Below are 15,466 nucleotides of genomic sequence, written 5' to 3'. Positions count from 1 at the left end.
GTCAGTGACTTTGACCTTTTTACGATTACTGGTTATTTATTTGTTATCCTTGTCCGGATCAACTTCTTCAAAATCACCATTGACTGTATTGTCATCATCAGTCTTAGCGTCACCAGCGTTGGCTTGAGCTCCATCAGCAGCTTGACCTTGAGCTTCTTGAGCTTGTTGGTAAAGCTTTACAGATAGATCTTGAACAATCTTGCTCAAATCATCTTTCTTAGCTTTCATTTCGTCAAGATTGTTATCTTTTTGAGCCTTTTCAAGAGCTTCTTTAGCATCTTTAGCCTTCTTGATTTCATCTTCAGAAACTTTACCTTCAAGGTCTTTCAAAGTCTTATCCGTTGTAAAGATTAATTGATCAACTTCGTTACGAAGGTCAACTTCTTCTTTACGTTTCTTGTCGGCTTCTTCGTTTTCTTTAGCTTCCTTCATCATGCGATCAATTTCTTCATCACTTAGACCCGATGAACTCTTGATTGTAATCTTTTGTTCCTTACCAGTACCCTTATCAGTTGCAGAAACGTTTACGATACCATTCTTATCAATATCAAACTTAACTTCGATTTGTGGAATTCCACGAGGAGCAGCTGGAATATCAGTAAGTTGGAAACGACCAAGTGTCTTGTTATCAGCAGCCATTGGACGTTCACCTTGAAGTACATGGATATCTACAGCTGGTTGGTTATCAGCAGCTGTTGAGAATACTTGTGACTTACTTGTTGGGATTGTTGTATTACGATCGATTAACTTAGTGAATACACCACCCATTGTTTCGATACCAAGTGAAAGTGGAGTAACGTCAAGTAAAACAACGTCCTTAACATCACCAGTAAGCACACCACCTTGAACAGCAGCACCTAAAGCTACGGCTTCATCAGGGTTGATTGAGTGGTTAGGTTCCTTACCTGTCCAGTTCTTAACGGCTTCTTGAACGGCAGGAATACGTGTTGAACCACCATTTAAGATAACTTCGTCAATTTCAGAAGCTGAAAGTCCAGCATCTTTAAGCGCATTTTCAACTGGAGCCTTAGTACGTTCCACTAGGTCAGCAGTTAATTGATCAAATTGCGCACGTGTCAAAGTCTTTTCAAGATGTAATGGTCCGGCTTCGCCAGCTGAAATAAATGGTAGACTGATTTGAGCTTCGCTAACACCTGAAAGGTCCTTCTTAGCTTTTTCAGCGGCGTCCTTCAAACGTTGAAGAGCCATCTTATCTTGTGATAAGTCTACACCATTGTCTTTCTTGAATTCATCAACTAACCAGTCGATGATCTTTTGATCAAAGTCGTCACCACCAAGGTGTGTATCACCGTTTGTTGAAAGAACTTGGAATACGCCATCCCCTAATTCAAGAACGGAAACATCAAAAGTACCACCACCTAAATCATAAACGAGAATCTTTTCATCCTTACCGTTTTGATCTAGTCCGTAAGCTAATGAAGATGCAGTAGGTTCGTTGATAATACGTTTAACATCCAAGCCAGCAATCTTACCAGCGTCCTTTGTAGCTTGACGTTGTGAATCATCAAAGTAAGCAGGTACTGTGATAACAGCTTTATCTACTTCTTCACCAAGGTAATCTTCAGCAAATTTCTTGATATAACTTAAAATCATTGCTGAAACTTCTTGTGGTGTATAAGACTTGCCATCAACGGTTACTTTATAGCCAGCTTCACCGATGTGACGTTTGATTGAAGCAATTGTATCAGGGTTAGTGATTGCTTGACGCTTAGCAACTTCCCCAACTTGAGTTTCACCATTCTTAAAAGCAACAACTGATGGAGTTGTACGTGCTCCTTCAGGGTTTGTGATAATTTTTGGTTTGTCACCGTCCATGACAGCAACTGCAGAGTTTGTAGTACCTAAATCAATACCAATAATTTTATTACTTGCCATTGTTTAAAATCCCTCTTCCTCTTTTTTATTGAGCTACGATTACCATTGCTGGTCGTAACACTCGATCTTTTAAAATATATCCTTTTTGTAATACTTGAACAACTGTATCGGCTGGATGATCATCATCAGCTGGCACCGTCTGAACGGCTTGATGCATATTAGGATCAAAAGCTTGTCCTTCAGCTTCAATTTCAGCAACATGATTTTCCTTCAAAGCCTTTAACAAATCGGTTTGAACCATCTTGACCCCTTTTAGGAGTTGTTCCGAAGCAGACTCAACTGCTAGAGCGCGTTCAAGATTATCAAGTGCTGGCAAAATCGCTTTTGCAAGTTTTTGACCATCGTACTTGATTAATGATGCTTGTTCTTTTTCGTTTCGGCGACGCATATTAACAATTTCAGCTTGAGCACGAATATACTTGTCTGAAAGTTCATCGCGTTCAGCTTCCACCTTTTTAATATCATCTAAAGCCGTTGTTGCTTGAGTTTCTGTAGTTGAATCATCATTATTAGTTGATTCAACATCTGCTGACCCTTCTGTTGAGGTAGCTTCAGAAACTTCTTCTTCTTTGACTTCTTCTTTTTTCTCTTTTGCCAATTCAATCCTCCTAACTATCATCAAGGTGCTTATAATATTCGAGCATTCGATTAGACAACTGGTCTCTAAATGTATCAAGTAAACCTAATGTCTTCGAATACTGCATACTAGTTGGACCGAGAATGGCAATTAATCCCTTGCCTCGACTACCAACATCATAAGTAGCAGTGATTAAGCTAAAATCCTTTAGTAAAGCATTGCTTAATTCATCGCCAATCTTTACATCTAAGTCACTCTGATTATTTCCAAGTAATCCATCAAGTTGATCATTCTCATTAAATAGAGTCAAAAGCCCTCTAATTGAACTAACATCTACATTCTTGGAGAAATTAAGGATATTCAACTTCCCTCCAATGAAGTAACGGTCCTGTGAAGACTGCGCAACTACATTTTCGAAAATATCAATAATTCCGTCGTTACTATGCAGATAATGCTCAACAATTTTAGGAATATCTGTTTTCAGGTGATAATAAACTTGATCAAGCGTTTCGCCAATCAAGCGATCATTCATAATTCTCAAGACGCGTTCGACAGTCTCACTATTCATTCCTCGGGGGATCGAAAATTGCTGACTAGTAACGTCGCCATTACTAGAAACCAAAATCAACATTACTTGATTTCCACCGAGTGGAACCATTCGAAAACCATCTAAAGTCGCATCTTTTTGGTCAGGTTTTAACGTTAATGCTGTATAATGCGTTAAATTTGATAACATTTCAGCCGAAGTTCGAACAATGTCATCTACTTCTCTAAAATGCATCCCCAGCCCCTTTTGAATCTGTTGAGCCTCACTTTGATTTAACTTCTTGGGGCTTAACAAATGATCTACGTAATACCGATATCCCATCAAAGATGGAATTCTTCCAGAAGATGAATGCATCTTTTCAATCAGACCCATCTCTTCTAGCTTAGCCATATCATTTCTAATCGTTGCCGAACTCACTTTTACTGGAAGATTATTCATCAACGTTTTTGATCCGATTGGCTGACCATTCTCAGTATACTCTCGGACAATCTCCTCTAAAATTAACAACTCACGATCTGTTAACATGAAAATCACCTCTTTTAGCACTTAGAAAGTTGGAGTGCTAAGAACACTTAATAAGATACCAGAGGTTTGTAGAAATGTCAACTATAGTCAAATTTGGTCAGACATCTTTATAACTTGTTAAAAAATTCCCTTGTATCAGCTTCATCCTGATGCAGTTGTGCGATTAAAGCATTAACCGAATCAAATTTAATTTCGCCTCGTAAGCGATGGTACCATTTAACTTTAACAGTCTCTCCGTAGATAGCTTCTTTAAAATCTAAAATATTAATTTCAGTAGTAACAGGACGACCTTCCCCAAAGACTACATTTTTGCCAACGGATGCCATTCCCTTATACCATCGGTCGCCTACTTTGATTTCAACAACATAGATTCCGATCCCAGGTGTAATTTGATTTTCATTAGAAACTATATTAGCAGTTGGAAAACCGAGTTCTCTTCCACGTGCTTCTCCATGAACCACCACGCCACTCGTTTGAAAAGCATAACCTAGATAGGCATTAGCATCATCAATATTTCCTAACGATACCATCTCACGAATCTTACCAGATCCAATCTTATCATTCTTTAAAATGATTTTAGGTACTTTAATAACCTCAAATCGTCCCTGAGCTAGCGCTGGTAAAGTATCCATATTCGCTAGCTCAGCAGGTCCAAACGTATAATCAAAACCTGCAACTACCACTTTGGCATTTAAGTCTACCATATATTGTTGAACAAAATCTTCGGGATTTAAACTACCAAATGCAGAAGTGAAATCAACAACATAAAGTATATCAACGCCTAATTCGCGCATTAATTCCGCTTTTCGTTCTACAGAAGTTAGGTAGCTTAACGGGCTAAAGTTACGATCCTGTTCAAATACTACCGACGCATGATGGTTAAACGTCATTGCTGCCACCTTTAAATGCTGTTCTCGGGCCTTTTGGCAAGCTTGCTTAATAACTGCTTGGTGTCCACGATGAACACCGTCAAAGAAACCTAAAGCTAGTGCTACAGGTTCTGCTGGAATTATTTTTTTTGAATATGGATGATGTATTCTTACTATTTGCATTTTCTATCTCACCAACAACATTTTTTTAGGAATATAGTTTTGACGATTTGTATCATACTGATATAACGCCTGAATATTCCCATTATATTTTAAAGCTATGATTTCATCAGTTTGCGGACGATTCAAAAATCCTCCATTTTTAACAATTTCCCATTCAACATCTGAAATTGTAATTGTATTAAAGTTATCCAAGGCCCGATCTAAAGGCTGAATAACCGTCGATAAACGATCTTCATCTCGTGCTTGTTCTAAGTCGGATAACGTCAGGCATTCCTCAATTTTGAATCCCCCACTAGCCAAGCGACTTAAATCAGACATCACCGCTGGTAATCCAAAATGACGACCAAAATCAACTGCTAAAGTTCTCACATACGTCCCCTTGCCACAACTAACCTTGAAATAAATAGTTTGTTGTCCCTTTTCTGCATCAAAAATTGATGGGCGAGTTTGAACAAAATCATAAACCTTAATTTGACGCTGAGGACGTTCTACCGTCTCACCAGCGCGGGCATATTCATATAACTTGCGACCCTTAACCTTTACTGCGGAATACATGGGTGGAATTTGAACTAAAGTTCCTGTCATTGCAGTCAAAGTTTGATTAATTTGTTCGTTCGTTAATGGTTTATCAAGTTTTTTGGTTTCAACTACTTCACCATCTAGATCTTCCGTAGTAGTTGAGAAACCTAACGTAATTGAACCTTGATAAACTTTTCCAAATCCCATTAAATAGTCCACAACTTTCGTAGCTCTGCCAACACAAATTGGTAAAACTCCGTCAACACTAGGATCAAGGGTTCCACTATGACCAACTTTTTTAGTTCTTAAAATACCTCGAACCTTGGCAACAACATCGTGACTTGTCATTCCTCGTTCTTTATTAATTGGAATTATTCCATCCATTTTGGTAACCTCTCATTCTGTACTTAAAATGCACTCTTCATAGCCATTTTACATTACTTATATCGTATTAAAAAGATTTCGTCCTATTTATTTAGGTCCAAACAAAAAAGAGCATGCCATTAAGCATACTCTTTTGGATTAATCACGATTTAATTTATTGAGTAATTGATCAATTTTATCACCATATTGAACAGATTCATCTCTGATGAAACTAAGTTCCGGTGTCTTGTAAATTGATAGGCGGCTACCTAACTCTTTACGAATTAAACCAGATGCCTTTTCAAGACCCGCCTTGGTTTTTTGATCATCTGATGCTTTATCAGATAAAATACTGTAATAAATTTTTGCTTGTTGTAAATCACCTGTCACATCAACGCCAGTGATTGTAACTCCCTCAACGCGAGGATCACGCACACGACGACGAAGGATATCACTCACTTCTTTTTCAATTTCTTGAGACAAGCGATCCGAACGGTATTGTCGAGCCATAATAGATTCCTCCTATCTACTCAACTGGTACTTCTTTCATGCGGTATGCTTCGATAACATCACCAATTTTGATATCATTGTAATTTTCAACCGTTAAACCAAGTTCAAATCCTCGTTTAACTTCTTTAACATCATCCTTGAAACGTTTAAGACTACCTAGTTTACCTTCATAGATAACTACACCATCACGAATCAAACGTACTCCAGAATCACGTGTAATAAATCCTTCAGTTACAAAACCACCAGCAATTGTACCCACACGAGAAACCTTGTAAGTTTCGCGAATGTCAACTTGACCAATAATTTCTTCTTCGTAAACTGGTTCAAGCATTCCCTTCATTGCTGATTCAACTTCATCGATTGCGTTATAGATAACACGATGGAGACGAATATCAACATCTTCAGAGTCAGCCATTTGTTTAGCTTGAGCTGTTGGGCGAACATTGAAACCAATGATAATCGCATTACTTGCAGCTGCAAGGGTAACGTCACTTTCGTTAATAGCTCCAACGGCCTTATGAATGATATTAACTCGAACACCCTCAACTTCAATCTTTTGTAAACTATCAGCTAAAGCTTCTACAGAGCCTTGAACATCAGCCTTGATAATGATGTCAACCTTCTTCATTTCGCCTTCTTTAAGGGAATCAAAGAGATTATCCAAAGTAACATGGTTGCTACGTTTACGTTCTTCCATTTGAGCACGTTTAGCACGTTCTTCACCAGCTGCACGAGCTGATTTTTCGTCATCAAAGACTACGAAACGATCACCGGCTTCTGGAACACCATTTAAACCAGTAATTTCTACTGGTGTTGATGGAGTAGCTTCTTTCACTCGACGACCATGTTCGTTAACCATTGTTCGAATCCGTCCAAAGGTGTTACCAATAACAATTGGATCACCAACGTGCATTGTACCTTGTTGAACTAAGATTGTTGCAATAGAACCTTTACCAGGATCCAATTGAGCTTCAATTACTGATCCAGCAGCATTTTGATCTGGGTTAGCTTTAAGTTCTAGAACTTCTGCTTGAAGTAAAATCATATCAAGTAATTCATCGATATTTTGACCTAATTTAGCTGAAATTTCAACGAAAATTGTGTCTCCACCCCATGATTCAGGAATAAGACCATATTCAGTCAATTGTTCCATAACATGGTTAGGATTTGCTCCTTGCTTATCAATCTTGTTAACGGCGACGATAATTGGAACATTAGCAGCCTTAGCATGGTTGATAGCTTCAATAGTTTGCGGCATTACACCGTCATCAGCAGCGACAACTAAGATTGTAATATCCGTAACATCAGCACCACGAGCACGCATTTCAGTAAAGGCCGCATGACCAGGAGTATCAAGGAAAGTAATCAACTTATCATCATGCTTAAGTTGGTAAGCACCGATTCCTTGAGTAATACCACCGGCTTCTCCTTCAGTGATATGACTATGACGAAGTTTATCAAGTAAGGTTGTCTTACCATGGTCAACGTGTCCCATGATAGTAACAACTGGAGGGCGTGATACAAGGTTAGTTGTATTCTTTTCTTCGTCTTCAAAAATCTTATCAATATCTGAAATATCAACTTCAACTTTTTGTTGAGCTTCGATTCCATAATCGGCTGCTAGAAGTTCCACTGTATCATTATCAAGTGATTGATTTTGGTTAACCATTACACCCATCATGAACAATTTCTTGATAATTTCTGCTGGTTCACGATGAATCTTCTTAGCAATCTCTGCTACATTGATACCTTCGCTGTATTCTAATACATCTGGCAATGGACGTTCCTTACGAACAGTAACAACTTTGTTAGTTGTTTCCTTCATCCGCCCATCGCGTTTAGCTTTTCTATTTCTCTTTTTGTTCTTACGGTTTTCTTTATTAAAGGGACGGTTTTGATTATTTCCAAAACGGTTCCCACCCCTAGAATTGTTGTTACGTCCGCTGAAACGATCTTGCTTCTTTTCACCACTATTATTAGCTGTCGTAGCTGCTGGAGCAGCTGGTCTAGTTGTATTGTTAGTTGGGCGATTATTAGTCGTCTGATTAGTATTATTTGGACGACTTGGACGATTTTCATTGTTACGATTGTTATTGTTTGGACGATTATTATTATTCGTACGATTTACATTGTTACCGTTACGATTATTGTTGTTTGGACGATTTTGGTTATTACGACCTTCCCGACGTTGTTCACCCGGCTTAGCGCTATTCGTGCGTTGACGATTAGCTTGGGGCTTCTCGTTAGCAATTTCGCGGTTAGCTTGAGCAGCCATACGGGCAGCCTCTGCTACTGAAGCACGAATTCGATCTTGTTTTTCATCGCGCTTAGGTTGGTTAGGACGATTACCATTACGATTGTTGTTTGGACGATTTTGGTTATTGTTTGGACGACCATTTGTATTATTACGGTTTTGGTTGCCATTTTTGTTATTGTTATTGTTTCTTGTAGTACTTTCATTATTTGATGATTTCAATCTTTGAATACCCTTCGTTCCATCAGCTGCTGGATGGTCGCTTTTCTTAACCACAGTTTTACCAGTTTTGCTTGAACGGAATTTAGGTGTCCGTTTTTCTTCCGGTTTGTTTGTAGTAGTATTTTTTTTGAAAGCATTGCGTAAATGCTTTTCAGAAGCATCGTCTAGCGTCGACATATGGTTTTTTACATCAAGACCATCGGCCTGCGCCTTTTCAATAATATCTTTACTCGAAACGTTGATTTCTTTGGCTAATTCATAAATTCTTTTTTTGCCCATCGTTTCACGCTCCTATTCATTTATTTTCTTTAGTAACCCCTTTGCAAAACCATTATTTTCAGTCGCCACTACCGATCTTTCCTGCCCAATTGCTTTGGAAAGATCTTCTTTAGTTCCCAAAATAGTGAATGGAACTTCGTAAAAATGACACTTATCAATAATTTTTTTCTTTGAGGACTCGCCAATATCTTCTGTTACCAGAACGAATTTGGCTTTCTGACTACGAATTGAACTGAGTACTAGTTCTTGACCAGTAACCAAGTTACCTGAACGGCGCATCAATCCGAGATATTTACTAATATTTTCTTTAATCATTTACTTACCAAATAACTCTTTTCGTGCTTGCTGATGATCAACATAAGCAATTAAGTCATCGTAGAACTGGTCGTCAACTTTAATTTTAAACGCTTGATCAAAAGTTCGCTTCTTTTTTGCCTTTTTAGCAATTTCGACATCTAATCCAATATAAGCGCCTCGTCCTGCAGCTTTACCCGTCGGATCAATAGCTACTTCGTTTTCCTTATTTTTGACAACTCGCACGAGTTCCTTTTTAGGAAACATTTGATTTGTCACAATGTCTTTACGCATTGGTATTTTTCTGGTTTTCATCAAGAACACACCTCCAATGGTTTATTCAGCGGTTTCTTCTGTACTTTCTTCAGAATCTTCTTCTTCAGCATATTCTGATGCATCTGTTTCCGATTTGATGTCAATCTTGAAGTTAACAAGTTTAGCAGCTAAACGCGCATTTTGTCCACGACGACCAATTGCTAATGAAAGTTGGTAATCTGGAACGATTACCATGCAGTAATTTTCATCTTCTTCATTAAATAATACGTCAATAACTTCAGAAGGTTTCAAAGCATTAGCTATATATTCTGCTGGGTCCTCTTTCCATTCAATGATATCCATGTTTTCACCATGAAGTTCATTGACAATCGTTTGAACACGTTGGCCCTTAGCACCCACACATGTCCCAACTGCATCAATATCAGGATCATTAGAACGTACCGCAATTTTAGCACGATCACCAGCTTCACGAGCAATCGACATAATCTCGACCGTTCCATCATAAACTTCAGGAACTTCTTGTTCAAAGAGCCGTTTCAAAAGTCCCGAATCCGTTCTTGAAGCAAAAATTTGAGGTCCCTTACCGTTATTTTCCACCTTCGTAATATAAACTTTAATATGATCATGAGGTTCATATTGTTCACCTGGGATTTGGTCTGACTTAGCCATCACAGCTTCGACCCCACCCAAGTCAACATATACGTAACGATTATCACGGTGTGATACTTCGCCTGTAACAATTTCATCTTCGTATTGACCATACTTTTCGTAAATTACACCACGTTCAGCTTCGCGAACCCGTTGCATAATAACTTGTTTAGCAGTTTGAGCTGCAATTCGGCCAAAGTTTTTAGGAGTAACTTCAAATCTGATTTCATCATCTAATTCGTATGCTCGATTGATCATCAAGGCGTCAGCTAAACTAACTTCCAATTGATCATCTTCAACTTCTTCAACAACTTTTTTAACGGCGTAAACATGAATATCACCTTTACGATCATTAAATTCTACTTCAACGTTTTGAGCCTGTCCGTAATTACGCTTGAATGCCGAAACTAATGCAGCTTCAAGTGCTTCAACGATAACTTCTTTTTTGATTCCCTTTTCTTTTTCTAAGATATCAAGAGCGGTAATCATTTCTTTACTCATTTTAAACTCTCCTCTAAATCTTGATTGCTAATCTAGCAAATGCAACCTGATCATACGTTACTTTAAGTTCTTTATGTCTAGTCTTATCTAAATAGTCCAAAACAATTTCATCATTTTCAAAGCTTTTAAGGTAACCTTCGAAAACTTTTTGCTTATTAATCGATGCATATAGTGAGATATGGATATATTCACCAATTGATCTCGTAAGATCTTCCTTCGTTTTTAAAGGTCGTTCAGCCCCTGGAGAAGACACTTCTAAGAAATAAGCTTGTGGAATTGGATCTGGATCTTGTGCGTCCAAAATTTCACTTAGCTCATCACTGACCATGGCACATTCTTCGATGTTAATGCCACCAACTTTGTCAATATAGACTCTTAGGAACCAACCTTGACCTTCTTTTACAAATTCAACTTCAACAAGTTCAAAATTATGGCGATCAGTAATTGGTTGGACTAATTCTGTCACCTTTTCAATAACATTGTTACTCAAACTTGAACCTCCAGAATTATATTTTGCCAATAAAAAGAGCGAGCATCGCTGCTCACTCAATTAACGAGTATCAAATTACTACTCTGAATATACCATTATATGGGCATTTTTGCAAATCATCAGAATAAACTAAGCTGATTTTCATCCGGCAACTCCGATAAAACGTTGTTCTCAGTCATGAAATCAATTAAAGTTTGCGAAACATGTCCCCGCTTTGACAAGTCTTCTTTGGAAAGGAATGGCTTGTCTGCTCGCGCAGCCACGATTTGTTTAGCAACGTTCAATCCTAAACCTGGTAAAGCATTAAATGGTGCAATTAAGGACTTGCCTTCAATTAACCATTCTTCAGCATCTGATTTTTCAATATCAATCATTTTGAATTCAAAACCACGTTCTAACATTTCGTTAGCTAATTCTAACACGGTTAGGAGATTTTTTTCCTTTGTCGACGCATCGTTACCTTTATCATTAATTTCTTGCATGCGATTTTTGAGGGATTCTTTCCCGCGTGCCATCGAAACAATGTCAAAGTCATCTGCTCGTACCGTGAAATATGCTGCGTAATAAACCAATGGATAATAAACCTTAAAGTAGGCAATTCGTAAGGCCATTAAAACATAGGCTGAAGCATGCGCCCGTGGGAACATATATTTAATCTTTCCACAAGATTCAATGTACCAATCGGGAACATTAGCCGCACGCATCTTATCTTCATAGCCTTCTGGAATTCCCTTTCCCTTACGCACACTCTCCATAATTTGGAAGGAGGACTGTGAATCTAAACCATAATGAATTAAATCCATCATAATATTATCACGACAACCAATAACTTCTTTCAAAGTTACGGTACCCGCCTTGATCAATTCTTCGGCATTCCCTAACCAAACATCAGTACCATGTGATAATCCAGAAATTTGGAGAAGCTCTGAATAACTAGTTGGATGGGTTTCTTCCAACATTCCTCGCACAAATCGCGTACCAAACTCAGGGATTCCTAAAGTTCCTGTTTTAGATTGAATTTGATTTTCATCAACGCCTAAAACTTCTGGGCCAGAGAAAATTTTCATCACCCCGGGGTCATCAGTTGGAATGGTCTCTGGATCAATTCCTGATAAATCTTGTAGCTTACGAATCATTGTTGGATCATCATGTCCCAGAATATCCATTTTCAGAATATTATCATGGATAGAATGAAAATCAAAATGAGTCGTTTCCCAAGCAGCCGTCTGATCATCAGCGGGATATTGAATAGGACTAAAATCATATACATCCATATAATCAGGAACAATCAAAATTCCAGCCGGATGTTGTCCAGTCGTTCGTTTAACACCAGTTGCGCCCTTAGCCAAACGTTCAATTTCGGCTCCGCGCAAATGCTGATTGGTATCTCTTTCGTACGCTTTAACATATCCAAATGCTGTTTTATCAGCAACCGTACCAATTGTACCAGCTCTAAACACATTATCTTTACCAAATAAAACTTGCATATAATTATGCGCAATAGGTTGATAATCTCCCGAGAAATTTAAATCAATATCGGGAACCTTATCTCCTTTGAAACCTAGGAAAGTTTCAAACGGAATATCTTGTCCATCACCAATCATCCAAGTTCCACATTCCGGACATTCTTTATCTGGAAGGTCATATCCAGAACCATATTCACCCTTGGTATAGAAGAACGAATATTGACACTTAGGGCATCGATAATGAGGCGGTAATGGATTAACTTCTGTAATTCCAGACATTGTAGCAACAAAACTAGAACCAACTGATCCACGCGACCCAACTAAATAACCATCTTTATTACTCTTATGCACTAGGCGCTGAGCAATCAGATAAATTACGGAGAAACCATTTCCAATGATACTAGTCAATTCTTTATCTAATCGTTCTTGAACAATTTCCGGTAATACTTCACCGTACAAAGCATGTGCCCGATCCATCGAAAGCTGTTTGATTCGGTCTTCAGCACCTGGCATTTTAGGTGTATACAACTTATCTTTAACTGGGCTAATTCCGTCATCTACACTATCAGCGATTTTATTCGAATTTTCGACAACAATCTTGTGTGCTACTTCTGGACCCAAGAAAGCAAAGTCTTCCAGCATTTCATCGGTAGTTCTAAAATGAACATCAGGCAATTCTGAACGATTTAAAGGATTAGCCCCACCTTGCGAATTAATTAAAATTTTACGGTAGATATAATCTTGCGGATTGAGATAATGAACATCTCCCGTTGCGACTACTGGAATATCTAGATCCTCACCTAATTTAACAATATTGGCAATGATTTCCTCTAACTTCTTATTATCACTAACTAATTCTTGTTCGATTAATGGTTGATAAACCGGTTTAGGCATTACTTCCAAGTAATCATAGAATTTAGCCTTTCGCCGTGCATCAGCATATCCTTTTTGCATCATCGCCGTAAAAACATCCCCGCTAGAACAAGCAGAACCGACAATAATCCCCTCGCGTAATTTTTCTAACTCAGAGCGAGGAATTCGAGGTACACGATAGTAATATTTAACATTTGACATTGATACTAATTTAAAAAGATTTTTTAAACCTGCTTGGGTCTTAGCAATTAAAATGGCATGACTTGGCCGTGCATGTTTATATGCTTCATTTTCAGTCATGTGATCATTTAGTTGATCATGATATTCAATCCCATAACGTTCTTCGGCATCTTTTAAGAAGAGATAACACAAATGTCCTGTAGTTTCTGAATCATAGATAGCCCGATGATGATGTTCGAGTGCTACCCCAAATTTTTTAGCCAAAGTGTTTAAACGATAACCTTTCAGAGTAGGATACAAGAACCGCGCTAACGTTAAAGTATCAATTATGGGATTTTTTATTTCTTCCATTCCATGTCGGAGGTAACCTGTATTCATAAAACCAATATCAAAAGTTACATTATGTCCCACAATAATAGCATCTTCATAAAATTCTCTAAATTTGGTGAAAACTTCTTTTTCAGACATTGAACCACGTACTATTTCGTCCGTGATACTAGTCAGATTAATTGTAGTTTCCGAAAGAGGAAAACCCGGATCAATAAATTCTTCGAACTGATCAATTACATTTCCATTTTCCATTTTGACCGCCGATAGTTCAATCACCTTGTCATAAATTGCAGACAAACCCGTAGTTTCCACATCAAAGATTACATATTTGCCGCCCTTCAATGGGCGATGTTCACTGTTATAGCCAATTGGAACTCCATCATCAACTAGATTAGCTTCAACACCGAAAAGTGTTTTAATACCATTTTTTTTACCAGCTGCATGGGCTTCAGGGAAAGCTTGTAATCCAGCGTGATCTGTGACTGCAACCGCCGGATGCCCCCACTTAGCAGCTTGTCCTACCAAATCGCTAATTCCGTTAGTAGCATCCATCGTACTCATATTAGTGTGTAAGTGTAATTCAACTCTTTTATCAGTTGCTGTATCTTGTCGATCAGCGTGGTCGACTTCCATGATATCGTAAGCATTCATCGTTAGATCTTTCATAAAACTATCTTCTTGAATACTTCCGCGAACTCTAACCCACAAACCTTTTTTAATGGCCGAGAATAATTGTTCATCGGCCTCATTACGAGAAAACTTCTTGATGGTAATAGACGATGTATAGTCCGTTACCTTAAAGATTAAAAGTTGACGCTCTGAACGAAGAGTCTTAACTTCTGCGTCAAAAATATACCCTTCAATGGCCACCGAACGTTCTTCTTGGGTAATATCTCTCAACTGAACAATATTGTCCTTACCATTAATTGGTTTACCCATTTGTACTTTACCATTAAATTCAGGCATCGCTTTATCAGAAGCTTTCTTTTTACTTTCAGCTTTTTTAATTGCCTCAGTCGCTTTTTGAACAATGGCTTGATCACGTTTAATTTTTTCTTCATGATAAGCTTGCAAACGTTCTTGAGCAGTATTGTCATCGATTGTAGGTTTAATTTTAATCGGACCAAAACCAACTTTTTGATACGTATTACTAAGAGTCTGCAAAACATCGTCATTGAGAAAGTTCTTAGTAATTTGATTATCTACTTTGACAACTAATTGTCCATCTTTAAACTCTGGAATCGACTTATCACATAACACTTGTAGAAGTGATGATTGAATACCACTATTCTTGATAATCCAATCCCAATAATCGGTTGCATGGGTTGCAACATTATTTTTATTTATAGTATCAATTGAAAAATCAATTTGAGCTATTGCCCCAAACGTATTAACCAATTGATGATGAAATTCAACAAAGACTTGTAAAGGTAAAATATCATTAAACTCAAAACTAAACGTCCAACGCTTGGAATTGGAGTGCACAGTTAAATCTTTGATTGAACCATCTTTTAATTCAGCATTATCCAACAAATCAATTTGCTCTAATAAAACTCTGAATTGTTCATTTTCTGACAAACTCACTCTTTGGTCCCCCTGATGTTACTAATCCATTAAAAATATTTGCTACAAATAATTAAAGCTGGGATTCCCCAGCTTTAATT

12 protein-coding genes are annotated in these 15,466 nt (G+C 37.9%); all 12 read right to left on the bottom strand.

What is annotated here, in order from left to right:
- Nucleotides 1–36: 36 nt before the first annotated feature.
- The gene (dnaK, locus tag IV86_RS02735; RefSeq protein ID WP_011673326.1) at nt 37–1,896 is read right to left on the bottom strand and encodes a molecular chaperone DnaK; all 1,860 of its coding nucleotides are present in this window, start codon (nt 1,894–1,896) and stop codon (nt 37–39) included.
- 25 nt (nt 1,897–1,921) lie between these two features.
- Complete coding sequence (gene grpE / locus IV86_RS02730) at nt 1,922–2,494, bottom strand: nucleotide exchange factor GrpE (protein ID WP_370397706.1); 573 nt, start codon at nt 2,492–2,494, stop codon at nt 1,922–1,924.
- A gap of 10 nt (nt 2,495–2,504) precedes the next feature.
- Nucleotides 2,505–3,545: a heat-inducible transcriptional repressor HrcA gene (gene hrcA, locus IV86_RS02725; protein WP_002833622.1), complete on the bottom strand. Its 1,041-nt coding sequence runs from the start codon at nt 3,543–3,545 to the stop codon at nt 2,505–2,507.
- Between the two features lie 107 nt (nt 3,546–3,652).
- Entirely contained in the window at nt 3,653–4,597 is a 945-nt protein-coding gene (gene ribF / locus IV86_RS02720) for a riboflavin biosynthesis protein RibF (RefSeq protein WP_002833621.1), read from the bottom strand.
- Between the two features lie 3 nt (nt 4,598–4,600).
- Nucleotides 4,601–5,500 carry a tRNA pseudouridine(55) synthase TruB gene (truB, locus tag IV86_RS02715; RefSeq protein ID WP_002833620.1) on the bottom strand — a complete coding sequence of 300 codons (900 nt, stop codon included), beginning with the start codon at nt 5,498–5,500 and terminating at the stop codon, nt 4,601–4,603.
- A gap of 138 nt (nt 5,501–5,638) precedes the next feature.
- Nucleotides 5,639–5,989: a 30S ribosome-binding factor RbfA gene (gene rbfA / locus IV86_RS02710; protein WP_002833619.1), complete on the bottom strand. Its 351-nt coding sequence runs from the start codon at nt 5,987–5,989 to the stop codon at nt 5,639–5,641.
- A gap of 16 nt (nt 5,990–6,005) precedes the next feature.
- Nucleotides 6,006–8,744, bottom strand: coding sequence for a translation initiation factor IF-2 (gene infB, locus IV86_RS02705; protein WP_056979335.1), 2,739 nt, complete (start codon nt 8,742–8,744; stop codon nt 6,006–6,008).
- A 12-nt stretch (nt 8,745–8,756) separates the two neighbouring features.
- The gene (locus IV86_RS02700) at nt 8,757–9,059 is read right to left on the bottom strand and encodes a L7Ae/L30e/S12e/Gadd45 family ribosomal protein (protein WP_002833617.1); all 303 of its coding nucleotides are present in this window, start codon (nt 9,057–9,059) and stop codon (nt 8,757–8,759) included.
- Nucleotides 9,060–9,353 (bottom strand): RNase P modulator RnpM, encoded by a 294-nt coding sequence (rnpM, locus tag IV86_RS02695; RefSeq protein WP_011673321.1) that lies wholly within the window; start codon nt 9,351–9,353, stop codon nt 9,060–9,062.
- A gap of 21 nt (nt 9,354–9,374) precedes the next feature.
- Nucleotides 9,375–10,463 (bottom strand): transcription termination factor NusA, encoded by a 1,089-nt coding sequence (gene nusA / locus IV86_RS02690; RefSeq protein WP_002833615.1) that lies wholly within the window; start codon nt 10,461–10,463, stop codon nt 9,375–9,377.
- A gap of 13 nt (nt 10,464–10,476) precedes the next feature.
- The gene (rimP, locus tag IV86_RS02685) at nt 10,477–10,953 is read right to left on the bottom strand and encodes a ribosome maturation factor RimP (protein WP_002833614.1); all 477 of its coding nucleotides are present in this window, start codon (nt 10,951–10,953) and stop codon (nt 10,477–10,479) included.
- A gap of 119 nt (nt 10,954–11,072) precedes the next feature.
- Nucleotides 11,073–15,386, bottom strand: coding sequence for a PolC-type DNA polymerase III (locus IV86_RS02680; RefSeq protein WP_036673054.1), 4,314 nt, complete (start codon nt 15,384–15,386; stop codon nt 11,073–11,075).
- Between the last annotated feature and the right edge of the window lie 80 nt (nt 15,387–15,466).

This window comes from Pediococcus pentosaceus, from assembly GCF_001437285.1.
GTDB classification, from domain to species: Bacteria; Bacillota; Bacilli; order Lactobacillales; family Lactobacillaceae; genus Pediococcus; species Pediococcus pentosaceus.
Note: the sequence above shows the minus strand (reverse complement) of the source record. Positions and strands in the feature narration are given on the sequence as shown.